This is a genomic window from uncultured Sphingomonas sp. (genome assembly GCF_964250165.1).
In the GTDB taxonomy this organism is placed as follows: domain Bacteria; phylum Pseudomonadota; class Alphaproteobacteria; order Sphingomonadales; family Sphingomonadaceae; genus Sphingomonas.
This window is the reverse complement of sequence record NZ_CAXUEK010000006.1, coordinates 17,010-29,256: the sequence shown is the minus strand read 5'-3', so window position 1 is coordinate 29,256 and position 12,247 is coordinate 17,010. Positions and strand designations below refer to the sequence as shown.

At 69.8% G+C, this 12,247-nt stretch carries 16 protein-coding genes; 6 read left to right on the top strand and 10 right to left on the bottom strand.

Features of this window, described 5'->3' with window-relative positions; translation table 11 throughout:
• Positions 1–91: 91 nt before the first annotated feature.
• Entirely contained in the window at positions 92–235 is a 144-nt protein-coding gene (locus ACFE64_RS02230) for a hypothetical protein (protein ID WP_375390822.1), read from the top strand.
• A gap of 40 nt (positions 236–275) precedes the next feature.
• Here the strand turns inward: ACFE64_RS02230 and ACFE64_RS02225 are convergent, their stop codons facing one another.
• From ACFE64_RS02225 to ACFE64_RS02185, 9 genes are all read right to left on the bottom strand, one after another.
• The gene (locus ACFE64_RS02225) at positions 276–1,196 is read right to left on the bottom strand and encodes a manganese catalase family protein (protein WP_375390821.1); all 921 of its coding nucleotides are present in this window, start codon (positions 1,194–1,196) and stop codon (positions 276–278) included.
• Positions 1,197–1,296: 100 nt separating this feature from the next.
• Positions 1,297–1,947: a nuclear transport factor 2 family protein gene (locus ACFE64_RS02220; RefSeq protein WP_375390820.1), complete on the bottom strand. Its 651-nt coding sequence runs from the start codon at positions 1,945–1,947 to the stop codon at positions 1,297–1,299.
• Positions 1,948–2,099: 152 nt separating this feature from the next.
• Positions 2,100–3,446, bottom strand: a complete 1,347-nt coding sequence (gene gorA / locus ACFE64_RS02215) for a glutathione-disulfide reductase (protein ID WP_375390819.1) — start codon at positions 3,444–3,446, stop codon at positions 2,100–2,102.
• A complete protein-coding gene (locus ACFE64_RS02210; RefSeq protein ID WP_375390818.1) occupies positions 3,443–3,856 on the bottom strand; it encodes a PIN domain nuclease in 414 nt (137 codons plus the stop codon). The genes gorA and ACFE64_RS02210 overlap by 4 nt, the downstream gene beginning before the upstream one ends.
• The gene (locus ACFE64_RS02205) at positions 3,853–4,065 is read right to left on the bottom strand and encodes a type II toxin-antitoxin system VapB family antitoxin (protein ID WP_375390817.1); all 213 of its coding nucleotides are present in this window, start codon (positions 4,063–4,065) and stop codon (positions 3,853–3,855) included. Before ACFE64_RS02205 ends, ACFE64_RS02210 begins: the two co-directional genes overlap by 4 nt.
• A 55-nt stretch (positions 4,066–4,120) precedes the next feature.
• Positions 4,121–4,519 (bottom strand): DUF4174 domain-containing protein, encoded by a 399-nt coding sequence (locus ACFE64_RS02200; protein WP_375390816.1) that lies wholly within the window; start codon positions 4,517–4,519, stop codon positions 4,121–4,123.
• Positions 4,520–4,544: 25 nt separating this feature from the next.
• Positions 4,545–6,035, bottom strand: a complete 1,491-nt coding sequence (gene pgi, locus ACFE64_RS02195; RefSeq protein ID WP_375390815.1) for a glucose-6-phosphate isomerase — start codon at positions 6,033–6,035, stop codon at positions 4,545–4,547.
• Positions 6,036–6,119: 84 nt separating this feature from the next.
• A complete protein-coding gene (locus ACFE64_RS02190) occupies positions 6,120–6,875 on the bottom strand; it encodes an acyltransferase family protein (protein WP_375390814.1) in 756 nt (251 codons plus the stop codon).
• A complete protein-coding gene (locus tag ACFE64_RS02185) occupies positions 6,809–7,165 on the bottom strand; it encodes an acyltransferase family protein (RefSeq protein ID WP_375390813.1) in 357 nt (118 codons plus the stop codon). Before ACFE64_RS02185 ends, ACFE64_RS02190 begins: the two co-directional genes overlap by 67 nt.
• A 173-nt stretch (positions 7,166–7,338) precedes the next feature.
• Between ACFE64_RS02185 and lepB the strand changes: the two genes are divergently transcribed.
• From lepB to ACFE64_RS02165, 4 genes are all read left to right on the top strand, one after another.
• A complete protein-coding gene (gene lepB, locus ACFE64_RS02180) occupies positions 7,339–8,151 on the top strand; it encodes a signal peptidase I (protein WP_375390812.1) in 813 nt (270 codons plus the stop codon).
• The gene (rnc, locus tag ACFE64_RS02175; RefSeq protein WP_375390811.1) at positions 8,148–8,813 is read left to right on the top strand and encodes a ribonuclease III; all 666 of its coding nucleotides are present in this window, start codon (positions 8,148–8,150) and stop codon (positions 8,811–8,813) included. The genes lepB and rnc overlap by 4 nt, the downstream gene beginning before the upstream one ends.
• A 216-nt stretch (positions 8,814–9,029) precedes the next feature.
• On the top strand, positions 9,030–9,923 hold the full coding sequence (gene era, locus ACFE64_RS02170; protein WP_375390810.1) for a GTPase Era: 894 nt from the start codon (positions 9,030–9,032) through the stop codon (positions 9,921–9,923).
• A gap of 167 nt (positions 9,924–10,090) precedes the next feature.
• The gene (locus ACFE64_RS02165) at positions 10,091–10,372 is read left to right on the top strand and encodes a PspC domain-containing protein (protein WP_375390809.1); all 282 of its coding nucleotides are present in this window, start codon (positions 10,091–10,093) and stop codon (positions 10,370–10,372) included.
• A gap of 16 nt (positions 10,373–10,388) precedes the next feature.
• Here ACFE64_RS02165 and ACFE64_RS02160 read toward each other — a convergent pair whose 3' ends face one another.
• Positions 10,389–11,081, bottom strand: coding sequence for an NAD-dependent deacylase (locus ACFE64_RS02160; protein ID WP_375390808.1), 693 nt, complete (start codon positions 11,079–11,081; stop codon positions 10,389–10,391).
• Positions 11,082–11,128: 47 nt separating this feature from the next.
• Between ACFE64_RS02160 and ACFE64_RS02155 the strand changes: the two genes are divergently transcribed.
• Complete coding sequence (locus ACFE64_RS02155) at positions 11,129–11,956, top strand: oxygenase MpaB family protein (RefSeq protein WP_375390807.1); 828 nt, start codon at positions 11,129–11,131, stop codon at positions 11,954–11,956.
• Positions 11,957–12,247 lie beyond the last annotated feature (291 nt).

Below are 12,247 nucleotides of genomic sequence, written 5' to 3'. Positions count from 1 at the left end.
CGGAGCCGACGCGCTGGACGGCGCGGCGCTGGCGCTGGCCCATGAGCTGGCGGCCGGCGCGCCGCTGGCGGTGCAGGCGACGCGGGCGACGATGCGCGGCGATCTCCACGCGCTGGTCGAGCGACAGACCGACCATGAGCTGACTCAACAGCAGCGGCTGCAACAGACGCGGGACTACGCCGAAGGCGTGCGCGCGGTGAACGAGCGGCGGCCGGGGCGTTTCACGGGGGAGTAGGCCGACACTCCCCGCACACGGGGAGTGTCGTCAGCAGAGCCTAGCGCGACTTCGCGTAGAGCTTGTTCGCGATCTCGAACATTTCCTCGGGGGCGTAATCGGGCGTGAAGGCGCAGGGGACACCCGCCAACTGCGCGATCTTGCCGCCTTCGGGAATGCCGTCGACCACTTCGAGCGCGCCCGGCGGATCACCCGGCAGCGCGACCTCGTCGTTGCTCCAGATGCCGGCGATCTCCTTATAGTCGTCCGGGCTCCAGGTGTAGAGGCGGCGATGCGAGCCCTCGTCCAGATACTTCTGGCACTCGGGAATCCGGTCGAGATTGATGTTGGGCGTCGGCAGCATCTTCTTGATGTCGACACCCGTGATCTTCTCCAGCGCCAGCGCATAGGCGTGCGCGTGGACGGAGCCGCGGACGAGCAGATAGCCGCAGACCTCGCGTCCGGTAGGATCGGACACGGTCTCGTAGACCCGCAGCTTGTGAAGCCGCGCGCCGCATTCGAGATGGAAGTTGTGGAGCAGGTCGGTGACGACGTTGCCGGTGGTCGTCACGAAATCGTTGTTCCACGATCTTCCCATCGAGTCCGTCGGCGTCGCGCCGCCCCCGTTGGACAGGAAGCTCGCCGCGTCGCGGATCTCGGCCATCGCGGCGAACGGCGTCATCGACACGTCGCCGCCGTCGCCGCTGTCGTCCCCGTCAGGGCCATTGGCGAGCATGTTGACCCCCGCCGAGACCAGCTCGACATGGCCGAGCTCCTCCGCGGTGATCGACGCGACGAGGCTGTAGAATGGACGCAGCTTCGACTTCGACTTGAAGTTGAAGCTCTGGAACATGTAGTTGCCCAGCGTCGACATCTCACCGTATTTGCCGCCCAGCAGCTCGCGCAGCGCGGCGGCGGCGTTCGGGTCCTGTTTTTCCGGCGTGGGCAGATCCGCCTGCAGCTTGTCGACTCGCATGAACATGACGGCTCTCCTGATGATTGCCCTCTCAACGATCGCGCACCGAGGAAGAGCCGGACTTGCCGCAGATCAGCACGATTGTGCGCGCGGGCGCGGCGGCGCGTCAGCCGGCGGGGGTGATCGGGTGGAATGCGAGGCCGTCGATCCGCCAGCCGGCCGGGGTCCGGGCGAACCGATAGGCATATCGGCCGAAGCGCCGGGCCGGGGCAGGCGCGGCGCGGCCCGGCGCGCCCCAGGCATAGCCATCCGATGTGACGGTCGCGCTGCCCGCGTCGACCACGACGTCCTGATTGGCGCGGGGCAGGACGCCACCGTTGCCGACCACCTGCCGCACCGCCGCCAGCGCGGCGTCCGCCGGAAGCACGGTGGCGACCGCGTCCGTGCGATCGGCAATGTCGAGCGTGACGTCCTCGCCCAGCAGCGCGCGGGCGGCCTCCCAGCGCCCGGCCGCGATCGCGGCGTCGAAGGCGGCCGCCAGGTCGATCAGCTGCCGCTCGGCGCGGATCCCCTGCAGTTCGTCGCCGAGCCGCGCTACCGAGGCGGCCTGCTGGTCCAGCAGCACGGCCTGGGCCGCCGCGCGACGGTCGATCTCGTCGACGCGGCGTTGCTCCGCCTCGCGCCGCGCGGTGGCGGCATCCTGCGCCGCGAACAGCGCGGTTGCGGCGAGGCGCTGGGTATCGGCGAACTCCTGCGCGCGCGCGGCAGCGGGGAACGCGAGCAGGGTCGCCGCGAACAGCGGCCACGGGCGTCGCAAACCCATCAATGTCGCGCGTGGGTCAACATGGTTCAACGGCAACGAACCATCGGCGGTGTTGTTGCAATCGGGCGAGGCGCGACGCCGGCCAAGCCGCCGTCGTGACGTCGGACGGGTTCGGCGTGGCCGACCCGGCTGCGCCCGATGCGGCTTCAGCGCAACAGCACCAGCTCCTCCGCCATGGTCGGATGCAGCGCCACCGTCGCGTCGAACTGCGCCTTCGTGAGCCCGGCCTTCACGCAGATCGCCGCGGCCTGGATGATCTCGGGTGCGTCGGGGCCGATCAGGTGGATGCCGACGACGCGATCGGTCTCGCCATCGCACACCATCTTGTAGAGCGCGCGCTCGGTGCGGCCGGCGAGCACGTTCTTCATCGGCCGGAAGTCCGACGAATAGACCTTGACCGAGCCGAGCTTCTGGCGCGCCTCGCTTTCCGTCATGCCGACGGCGCCGATCGGCGGGTGGCTGAAGACGGACGACGGCACGCAGTCGTAATCAACGCGGCACGGCTTGCCGCCATAGATCGTGTCGGCGAACGCCTGCCCCTCGCGGATCGCGACGGGGGTGAGCTGGATGCGGTTGGTGACGTCGCCGACGGCGTAGATGGACGGGCATGTCGAGCAATTGTCGGCATCCACCTTGACCGCGCCCTTGGCGTCCAGCTCGACGCCGGCGTTCTCCAGCCCCAGGCTGCGGGTATTGGGGACGCGGCCGGTGGCGAACATCACCAGATCGACCGTGGCGGGCTCGTGATTGGCCATGCGCACGGTGAAGCAACCGTCGATGCCTTTCTCGATGCCCTGGAAGGCGGCGTCGAAACGGAACTCGAGGCCCTTCATCATCGAGATCTGAAGCAACCGGTCGCGGATCTGCAGGTCGTAGCCGCGCAGGATGTCCTGCGTGCGATTGGCGATGATGACGTGCGCGCCCAGCTGGTGGAAGATGCCGGCGAACTCGTTGGCGATATAGCCGGCGCCGGCGATCAGGATGCGCTTGGGGATCGCGGGAAGATGGAACGCCTCGTTGGAGGTGATGCCGTGTTCATGGCCTTCGCATTCGGGGACGGCGGGATGCGCGCCGACTGCGATGAGGATGCGGTCCGCGGTCTTTTCCGCGCCGTCGGCGAGGCGGACGCGGTTCGGGCCGGTGACGGTCGCGCGCTGCAGGATGATCTCGACGCCGTGGCCGGTCAGCGTCTCGGTATAGGCCCCATTGATGCGATCGACCTCGGCCAGCACGTTGTCGCGCAGCGTCGGCCAGTCGAAGCCGCAGTCGGGCACGTTCCAGCCGAAGCGGCGCGCGTCCTTCAGGTCCTCGGCGAAATGCGCGCCGTAGACGAGCAGCTTCTTGGGCACGCAGCCGCGGATCACGCAGGTGCCTCCGACACGATATTCCTCCGCCACCGCCACCTTCGCGCCATGCGCGGCGGCGACCCGCGCGGCGCGTGTTCCGCCCGAGCCGGCGCCGATGACGAGGAGGTCGTAGTCGTGGGGCATCAATTCAGTCCTGTGTCGTCGAGCGCCGAGCGCATGTTCAGGTGCTCAACAAAGGGGTGGAAGTCGCGATCCGCAAATAGCAACGGGATGTTGTCGAGAATGCAGCGGGTGGCGATCAGCGTGTCGATAGTCTTGCGGATGGTGATGCCCATCGACCGTAATGTGCGGAAGTTCTGCGCTGCCGCCTTGGCGATCAGCTGATCCGAAATCCTGGTTTGCGGGAATGCCGACAATCTGGCGAGCAACCTGTCGTACTCGCGATCGCGGCGAATGCCTTGCAGTACCTCGACGAGCATCAAATCGCCCAGGCCTAACTGCTGCTGCGCCAAGGCGAATTGCTCGAAGCGGCGCGTCTGTGGCGTATCGCGATTCGCGAGCAGGTCAATCCAGACGCTGCTGTCGACCAGGATCATTCGTCAGCAGGAATATATTTGCTTGTCCGCATGTCGTCGAGATCTCCCTCCCAACCGATGCCGCGCAGGCCCTGGATGGCTTCGAGCTGCCGCTTGGCTCGGACGGTGCGGCGAAGAGATTCTTCGACGGCCTCGCGCTTCGTTTTCGCGCCCAAGGCGGTCATCGCCTCTTTCATCAAGGTATCATCGATGTCGATGTTTGTCCTCATGTGTAAGACTCCGTGCGGCTCTACACATAGGCGCGCCGACCAGCCGCGTCCAGCCTCACCGCTGCCCGGCGCGGCGCATGGGCATGGCGTCGATCTGTCGTTCGAGCGCTTCCGCCGTGATCGGATGGTCGCCGCGATCGGCGACATGGCCGTCCTTGGCGATCAGCAGGACGGCGAAGCGACTGGTGACGAGGCGGAAGCGGCGGCGCAGCGCCGGAGCGGGGTCGGTCGCGCCCACGACGCGATCGCCGACCAGCTCGACCACCGAGAGATCGCGGTCGGCGGCGCCGGCGCGCCAGGGCTCGAGCAGGCGACGCTGTTCGGCGAGTTGGGGGTCGTCCGGCGCGGGGGCGACGACGAGCAGGATGCGGCGATGATGGCGCATCGTGTCGATGCCCGTCGGCGCCGCGGCGAGGGCGGGCAGGGCGGCGCAGATGGCGAGCAACGCATTCATGCTGGTCGAACGCTGGCCAACCGGGTCAGTTCAGGCCGGCGCGCCGGATGAGGTCGGTGGTCGACGGGTCGAAGTCGCCGCCGCCCTTGGCAGCCGCCTTGGCCATCTCCTTGCCCAGCTCGACGCCGAACTGATCGAACGAATTAATCTGCAGCAGCGTGCCGTTCACGAACACGCGGTGCTCGTAGAAGGCGATGAGCGCGCCGAGCGTCCGGGCGTCGAGCCGGTCCAGCAGGATCGTCGACGACGGGCGGTTGCCCTCGTAGCTGCGGGCGGGATCGTCGGCCTGCTTGCCCTTCATCAGCGCGGCGCCTTGGGCAAACGCGTTCAGCAGCAGCTGGCGGTGATGGTCCTCGGCCAGCGTGTCGCCGGCCTCGATCACCGCGATGAACTCGACGGGGACGAGATGCGTGCCCTGGTGGAGCAGCTGGAACACCGCGTGCTGGGCGTCGGTGCCGACGCCGCCCCAGGCGATCGCGGCGGTGGGGCGGCCGACCGGCCGGCCATCCAGCGTCACGCCCTTGCCGTTGCTCTCCATCTCCAGCTGCTGGAGATAGGGCGGAAGTAGCCGCAGCCGCTCATCATAGGCGAACGGCGCGCGGGTCTCGGCCTTGCGGACCTGCGTGTAATAGAGGTCGGCGAAGGCGGCGAGCACAGGCGCGTTGCGGTCGAGCGGGGTCAGGCGGAAGTGGCGGTCCATCTCGGCCGCGCCTTCCAGCAGCTCCTCGAACCGATCCCAGCCCAGCCCGATCGCGGCGGGGAAGCCGATCGACGACCACAGCGAATAGCGCCCCCCCACGCCTTCGGCGAAGGGCAGCACGCGTGTCTCGTCCACGCCCCATTCGATCGCCTTGTCCATTGCGGCGGTGAGCGCGATCACGCGCCCATAGGGATCGTCGACGCCGTGCTCGGTCATCCAGGCGAGCACGCTGGCGGCGTTGGTCATCGTCTCGGTGGTGGTGAAGGTCTTGGAGGCGACGACCAGCAGCGTCGCGGCAGGATCGAACCGCGCGAACACGTCTTCCAACGCGACGCCGTCGATGTTGGAGACGATCGCGACGTCGTAGCGCCGGTCGTCGCGGCCGAGCGCATCGACCAGCAGGTTGGGGCCGAGCGCGGAGCCGCCGATGCCGACGTGCAGGATGTGGCGCACCGGGCCGAGCGCGCCCGCCTCGATCGCGTCGATCAGCGCGCGCTCGCGCTCGTGGAAGCGCCTGGCGACCGCAATGTCCTCGGCATTGCCCTCCCCGCGTTCCTCGGTGTGGGTGACGGGGCGATCCTCCGTGACGTTGACATGCTCGCCCGCGAACAGCGCGTCGCGCCGCGCCGCCAGGCCCCTGGCGTCGGCGAGCGCGAGGAAGGCGGCGACGGCGTCGGCCGTGAGGTGGGTCTTGCTGAAATCGAAATGCAGGCCGGACAGGTCGACGCAGAAGCGGGCGAGGCGGTCGGGATCCTGCTCGAACAGCTCGACGAGCTTGGGCGAGGGTAGGGCTTCGATGGCTGACCAGTCGGACATGAGTGTGGCCTCGGACGGAAGGGATCGGGCGCGGAACGCTCCAGGCGCGGGGATGGGTGCGGGGAAGACAGGGGCGGATCGAGCCTAGAGCGGGCGGGCGGCGTCGATCTCGCGCAGGCGGAGCCGGGTGCGGGCGGCGATCGACTTGCGCACAGGAGCGTCGAAACCTTTGAGCGCGGCCCAGGCGATCGCGATCACTGCCGCGGGAACCCCCAAGCGCGCCGGCCCGGCAGGACCGCCGACACCGGCGAAAAGCGGCGTCAGGAAAGCGATCAGCCACCAGTGCAACGCGTAGACCGGATAGGAAACGCTCCCGAGGAACGCGGAGACATACGCGTGGCTGCCGCCCGGCTCATTGGCGAGCGCGACCGTCAGCAGAGAGGGGAAGGCCGCGAACAGCACGAGCGGGTAGAAACACGGCCACGCGCCCGTGGTCGGGATCATCGCAATCGGCACGAACAGCAGTCCAGGCAACCAGGCCGGCGCGCGCACGGCCGGCAGCCGGTCCGCGCGCCAGCCGCGATGAAGGAGGACGCCGACGGTGAAGCCGAACACCGCCCTGACCAGCGCCAACGGCCAATACACCCAGGTGAACGGCCAGTTGTCGATGCCGCCGAACCTGAATACGGCTGCGGCCAGAACCGCCGCCCCGACCGCGGCGATGGCGGCCAGCGCCCTGACGCTCAGCCGCGGCAGGAGCCAAGCGTAGAGCAGGTTGACGATCCACTCCATGCATAGCGACCAGGCGGGCGGATTGTAGGCGAACCAATCCTTCAGCGGACCGCGCACGAGGGGCAGGAGGAACAGCGCGAAGGGCGTGCCCACGGCGACCACGCGCACCTGCCAGGTGTGGAGGCCCGGCGCACGCCACAGCAGGCCGGCCGCGCCGATGCCGCAGCCAGGATGTAGAGCGGGTAAAGGCGGGTCGCGCGCACTTCGGCGAATCGCGCGAAGGACATCTCGCCGGCAAGGATGCGGCGCTCATAAGCGTGGGCGACAACGAAGCCGCTCAGCATGAAGAACAAGTCGACGGCCAGGAACCCCGAGGGGAACAGCTCGGCCAGCCTGTTCATCGCATGATAATGGTAGGAAAGGACGACCAGCGCCGCAACGCCGCGCATCTCGTCCAACGCCAGAAATTGCCGCCGCTTACAGCTCTGGCGGCTAACGCGTGCGAACGGAGATCGCAAGAGGGAGAAGAGTTCCTCCTCCTCCTCCTGCTCGCGGATGGGGAGATCATCCCGGCAGCCAGTGCGGAGGCTGGGATTGCATAATGCCGCCTCTTCGGCGAACGCTGCTGCCGATGGCGAAGCGCAAACGGTCCGAGCTGGAGGAGAATGTCCGCTATATCGCGGTGCTGGCGCTGGCGGTGCTGCTGCTCCGATCGTTCATCGCCGCGCCGTTCTTCATCCCGTCGGAGTCGATGCTGCCGCGGCTGCTGATCGGCGATTACCTGATCGTCGAGAAATGGCCCTATGGCTATTCGCGCTGGTCCTTTCCCTGGGGCTGGAAGCTGCTGCCCGGGCGGGTGCTCGGCCACACGCCCGCGCGCGGCGATGTCGTGGTGTTCCGCTCGCCCGAGATGCTGGAGGACGGCGCGGCCGCGCCGGCCAGCCATGACGTCATCAAGCGCGTGATCGGCCTGCCCGGCGACACGATCCAGATGCGCCGCGGGCAGCTGATTCTAAACGGGCAGGCGGTGCCCAAGCTGCGCATCGCCGATTTCACGGTGCCCGAGAGCGCCAATTACCATTGCAGCCGCGACCAGTTCCGCACCGTCATCGCGGGCAAGCCGTTCTGTCGCTTCGACCGCTATCGCGAGACGCTGCCCGGCGGGCGGAACTATGAGGTGCTGGACTGGGGCCCCGGCGCGGACGGCGACGACACCGGGCTGTTCACGGTACCGGCGGGCAACGTGTTCCTGATGGGCGACAACCGCGACGATTCCGCCGACAGCCGCTTCGCGCCGCCGATGGGGATGGGCTATGTCCCGCTCGACCGGGTGGAGGGCCGCGCGGCGGTGACCTTCTTCTCCACCGACGGTTCGGCGCAATGGCTGGAGCCCTGGACGTGGTTCTCGGCGGCGCGGCCGCACCGGATCGGGCAGGGTTTTTGAGCGAGACGCTGGCGGCGTGGCTGACGGGGCTGTTCGGCCGTCCGCCCGCCCATCTCGCGCGCTTCGAGCGGGCGCTGACCCATGGCAGCGCGGACGGCGACGATTACGAGCGGCTGGAGTTCCTGGGCGATCGGGTGCTGGGGCTGGCAATCGCCGAATGGCTGTTCGAGTTGTTCCCCGACGAGCCTGAAGGCGACCTGTCGAAACGGCTGAACGCGCTGGTCGACGGCCAGTCCTGCGCGGCGGTGGCGCGCGACTGGGGCGCAGGCGCGCGGCTGCGGCTCGGTAAGCAGGCGCGCGACGACGGCGCGGGCGACAGCGACAATGTGCTGGGCGACGTGGTGGAGGCGCTGATCGGCGCCTGGTATCGCGAGGCGGGCTGGGCGGCGGCGCGGGATTTCGTCCGCCGCGCCTGGGCCGACCGCATCCACCTGGAGCGCACTGCGCCGCAGCATCCGAAATCGGCGCTGCAGGAATGGGCTGCGGCGAAGGGGCGCAAGGCACCGGTCTACGCGGTGATCGATCGCTCCGGCCCCGGCCATGCACCCCGCTTCACGGTGGCGGTGGCGGTGGGACGGCTGGCGGCGTCGGCGACCGGTGGGAGCAAGCAGGAGGCGGAGACGGAAGCGGCGCGGGCGTTGCTGGCGAAGGTGCGCGGGTGAGAGGGTGCGCGTCCTTCGATCCTCCCCGGGACCGGGAGGTGGACCGCGGCGCGAAGCGGCGTGGTGGAGGGGGCTCCGTCATGCTCGTTGGAGCTAGTCCTGAGCCTCCACCACCACCAGCCTACGGCTGGCGGTCCCCCTCCCTCCGCCGCCTTTCCAACGACGCTTCGCGCCGCTGGAACCTTGGGCGGCTCCGCCCGTGCCAGGGAGGATGAGGTGACCACCCATTGCGGTCTGGCGGCAATCCTCGGGGCGCCGAACGCGGGCAAGTCGACGCTGGTCAATGCGCTGGTCGGGCAGAAGGTGGCGATCACCAGCGCCAAGGCGCAGACGACGCGCACGCGGCTGCTGGGGGTTGCGATCGTGGGTGAGGCGCAGGTGCTGCTGGTCGATACGCCGGGGCTGTTCCAGCCCAAGCGGCGGCTCGACCGGGCGATGGTGGCGGCGGCCTGGGGCGGGGCGGAGGGCGCGGACCTGCTGTGCTTGGTGGTCGACGGCAAGGGCGGGCTGAGCCCGGCGAGCCAGGCGGCCGCCGCGGCGGTGGCGGCGCGGCCGCAGCCAAAATGGCTGGTGCTCAACAAGGTGGACGTGGCGGACAAGGCACGGCTGCTGACGCTCGCCGAGCGGCTGCACGCCATCGCGCCCTTTGCCGACACCTGGTTCGTCAGCGCCGAGACGGGCGACGGCGTGCCCGAGCTGAAGTGCGCGCTGGCCGCCGCGATGCCGGCGGGGCCGTGGCACTATCCCGAGGATCAGGTGTCCGACGCGAGCGAGCGCGCGCTGGCGGCGGAGATCACGCGCGAGCAGCTGTTCCGGCGACTCCATGCCGAGCTGCCTTATGCGAGCGCGATCGAGACCGAGGCGTTCGTCGAGCGGCCGGACGGGTCGGTGGAGATCCGCCAGCTGGTGCTCGTCGAGCGACCGACCCAGCGCGCGATCGTGCTCGGCAAGGGCGGCCAGCAGATCAAGGCGATCGGCGCGGCGGCGCGCGCCGAGCTGAAGGAGGCGCTGGGGCGCGAGGTGCACCTGTATCTGCACGTGAAGGCGCGGCCGGGCTGGGACGAGGATCGGTCGGTGTATCGCGACCTGGGGCTGGATTGGGTGGACTGAGGTCTGGCGCGCTGCGCCAATGGTTGGCGAGTGATCCAGCGTTCATCTGGACCAACCACCGGTAAGATAATGAATTAATAAGCAATACTGAAGCTGGCATGCGCCCTGCAAAGGGAGCTGCATGAAGCGAGGCGATGGCGCCTCGCGCCGGATCAGGACCGCACGCCATGCCGCAGGCCGCCACCTTCAACCGTTCCGACACGCTGCTGGGCGTCTGCGAGGCGATCGGCCAGGACCTCGGCATCAACCCGCTGTGGATCCGTCTTGCGTTGACCCTGGGGCTGTTCTGGAATGCCGCCGCGATCGTCGGGCTGTATGCCGCGCTGGCGGTGGCGGTGTATGCCGCGCGCCGGCTGACGCCGGTGACGGCGGCGCAACCGAGCGTCGCGCCGGCGGCGTTGGCGGCGGACAACGACGCCGGGGCGGTGGAGGTGAAGGCGGCGGCCTGATCGGGTTCCTGCCGGATCAGGCGCCGAGCAGCGCGTCGACCCAGGCCGGCACCAGGTCGGTGGCGGGACCGAGGCGGGACTCGGCGAACCAGGCGCTGCCGGCGGATCGCTCCAGGTTGAGCTCCAGCGTGGCGGCGCCGGCGGCGCGGGCGCGCTGGACGAAGCCGGCAGCGGGATAGACCGCGCCCGAGGTGCCGATCGAGACGAACAGGTCGGCCTGCGCGAGCGCCGCCTCGATCGTGTCCATGCCCAGCGGGACCTCGCCGAAAAAGACAATGTCGGGGCGCAGCGCAGGGGCGGCGCAGGCGGGGCAGCGGCTGGCGGGGGCGAGATCGCCGGACCAGGGGCGGGTAGCGCCGCACGCCGCGCAGAGCGCGCTGAGCAGGCGGCCGTGCATATGGAGGAGGCGGCGCGCGCCGGCGCGCTCCAGCAGGTCGTCGACATTCTGCGTCACCAGCAGCAGCTCGCCCGGCCAGCCTGCGTCGAGGCGGGCGAGCGCGCGATGCGCGGCGTTGGGCGCCACCGTGGCGAGCGCGGCGCGGCGGGCATCGTAGAAGCGGTGGACGGTCTCGGGATCGCGCGCGAGCGCCGCGGGCGTGCAGACGTCCTCGACCCGGTGGCCCTCCCACAGCCCGTCGGGGCCGCGGAAGGTGGCGAGCCCGCTCTCGGCGGACAGGCCCGCGCCGGAAAGGATCACGAGGTTGCGCATCTACTCGGCGTAGCGCGGCGGCGGCGCCACGCCCATATCCTCCCGCGATGAACCCGCTGCGCGACACGATCCGAGGCCATGTCCACCGCCTGGTGAAAGCGGAAGCGATGGATCTCAGCCGCCCGCCCGGTGATCCGGGGCTGTTCGGCGAGGCAAGTGAGGCGGGTGTTATTCACGGCGACTTCTCGGCGATGCTGATCGGAGGGGTGGCAGCATTGCTTACCCAGATGCTGCATCCGCTGGCGCTGGCGGGAGTGTGGGATCACAGCGACTGGCGGGACGATCCGGGCGGGCGGCTGGCGCGGACGGCGCGGTTCATCGCGCTCACCACCTATGGCGCGACGGCGGCGGCCGAGGCGAGCCTGGCGACCGTGCGGCGCATCCATGATCGGGTGACGGGAATGCTGCCGGACGGGACGCCCTACCGCGCCAACGACCCGGCGCTGCTCACCTGGGTGCACGCGGTGGAGGCGGACGGCTTCCTGCGCGCGCATGTCGCCTATCGCGAGCCGGGGATGCCCGGACCGCGGCAGGACCGCTATCTGGCGGAGATGGCGGGGCTGGCGCGGCGGCTGGGGGCGACCGACGTGCCCGAGTCGCGGCGCGCGCTGGCGGGCTATTTCCGGGCGGTGCGGCCGCAGCTGCGGTACGACGAGCGCACGCAGACGGTGGCGGCGACGCTGCTCGCGGAGGCAGGCGCGCGCGACGGGCTGGGCGTCGCGATCGGGCAGGTGCTGATGACCGCGGGCGTCGAGCTGATGCAGCCCTGGGCGGCGGCGATGCACGGGCTGGGCACGCCGGCCCTGCGGCGGCCGGCGATCCGCGCCGGCGCGGCGGCGACCGCGGGCGTGCTGCGCTGGGCGCTGAGCGGGTAGCGGCGCGAAACGGCCGCCGGTCGACACGCGAGCGGCGGCCGCATGCATCCGCGACGCGGCGATCAGGCGGCGGCGAGCCGCAGCGTCGCCCGGCGGCGGCGGAGCACCCGCCGGATCCGGCGCTCATCGCCATCCAGGCGACCGGCTCAGCCACGTCGGTATAGTTCAACGCTGCGATCGAGGCATTCAGATAATGGCGGCGTAACGATCAAACGTATCGCTGGAGATCGCAGTCGTCACAAAGGGCCTCACCGTCGCGAGTAACGGCTCCGCAGCGAACGCATGTGCCCG

Coding starts and splice junctions, on each gene's coding strand:
- ACFE64_RS02230 (WP_375390822.1), top strand. CDS start 92: ATGCGCGGCGATCTCCACGCGCTGGTCGAGCGACAGACCGACCATGAG.
- ACFE64_RS02225 (WP_375390821.1), bottom strand. CDS start 1,196: ATGTTCATGCGAGTCGACAAGCTGCAGGCGGATCTGCCCACGCCGGAA.
- ACFE64_RS02210 (WP_375390818.1), bottom strand. CDS start 3,856: ATGATCCTGGTCGACAGCAGCGTCTGGATTGACCTGCTCGCGAATCGC.
- ACFE64_RS02205 (WP_375390817.1), bottom strand. CDS start 4,065: ATGAGGACAAACATCGACATCGATGATACCTTGATGAAAGAGGCGATG.
- ACFE64_RS02200 (WP_375390816.1), bottom strand. CDS start 4,519: ATGAATGCGTTGCTCGCCATCTGCGCCGCCCTGCCCGCCCTCGCCGCG.
- pgi (WP_375390815.1), bottom strand. CDS start 6,035: ATGTCCGACTGGTCAGCCATCGAAGCCCTACCCTCGCCCAAGCTCGTC.
- lepB (WP_375390812.1), top strand. CDS start 7,339: ATGGCGAAGCGCAAACGGTCCGAGCTGGAGGAGAATGTCCGCTATATC.
- ACFE64_RS02165 (WP_375390809.1), top strand. CDS start 10,091: ATGCCGCAGGCCGCCACCTTCAACCGTTCCGACACGCTGCTGGGCGTC.
- ACFE64_RS02160 (WP_375390808.1), bottom strand. CDS start 11,081: ATGCGCAACCTCGTGATCCTTTCCGGCGCGGGCCTGTCCGCCGAGAGC.
- ACFE64_RS02155 (WP_375390807.1), top strand. CDS start 11,129: ATGAACCCGCTGCGCGACACGATCCGAGGCCATGTCCACCGCCTGGTG.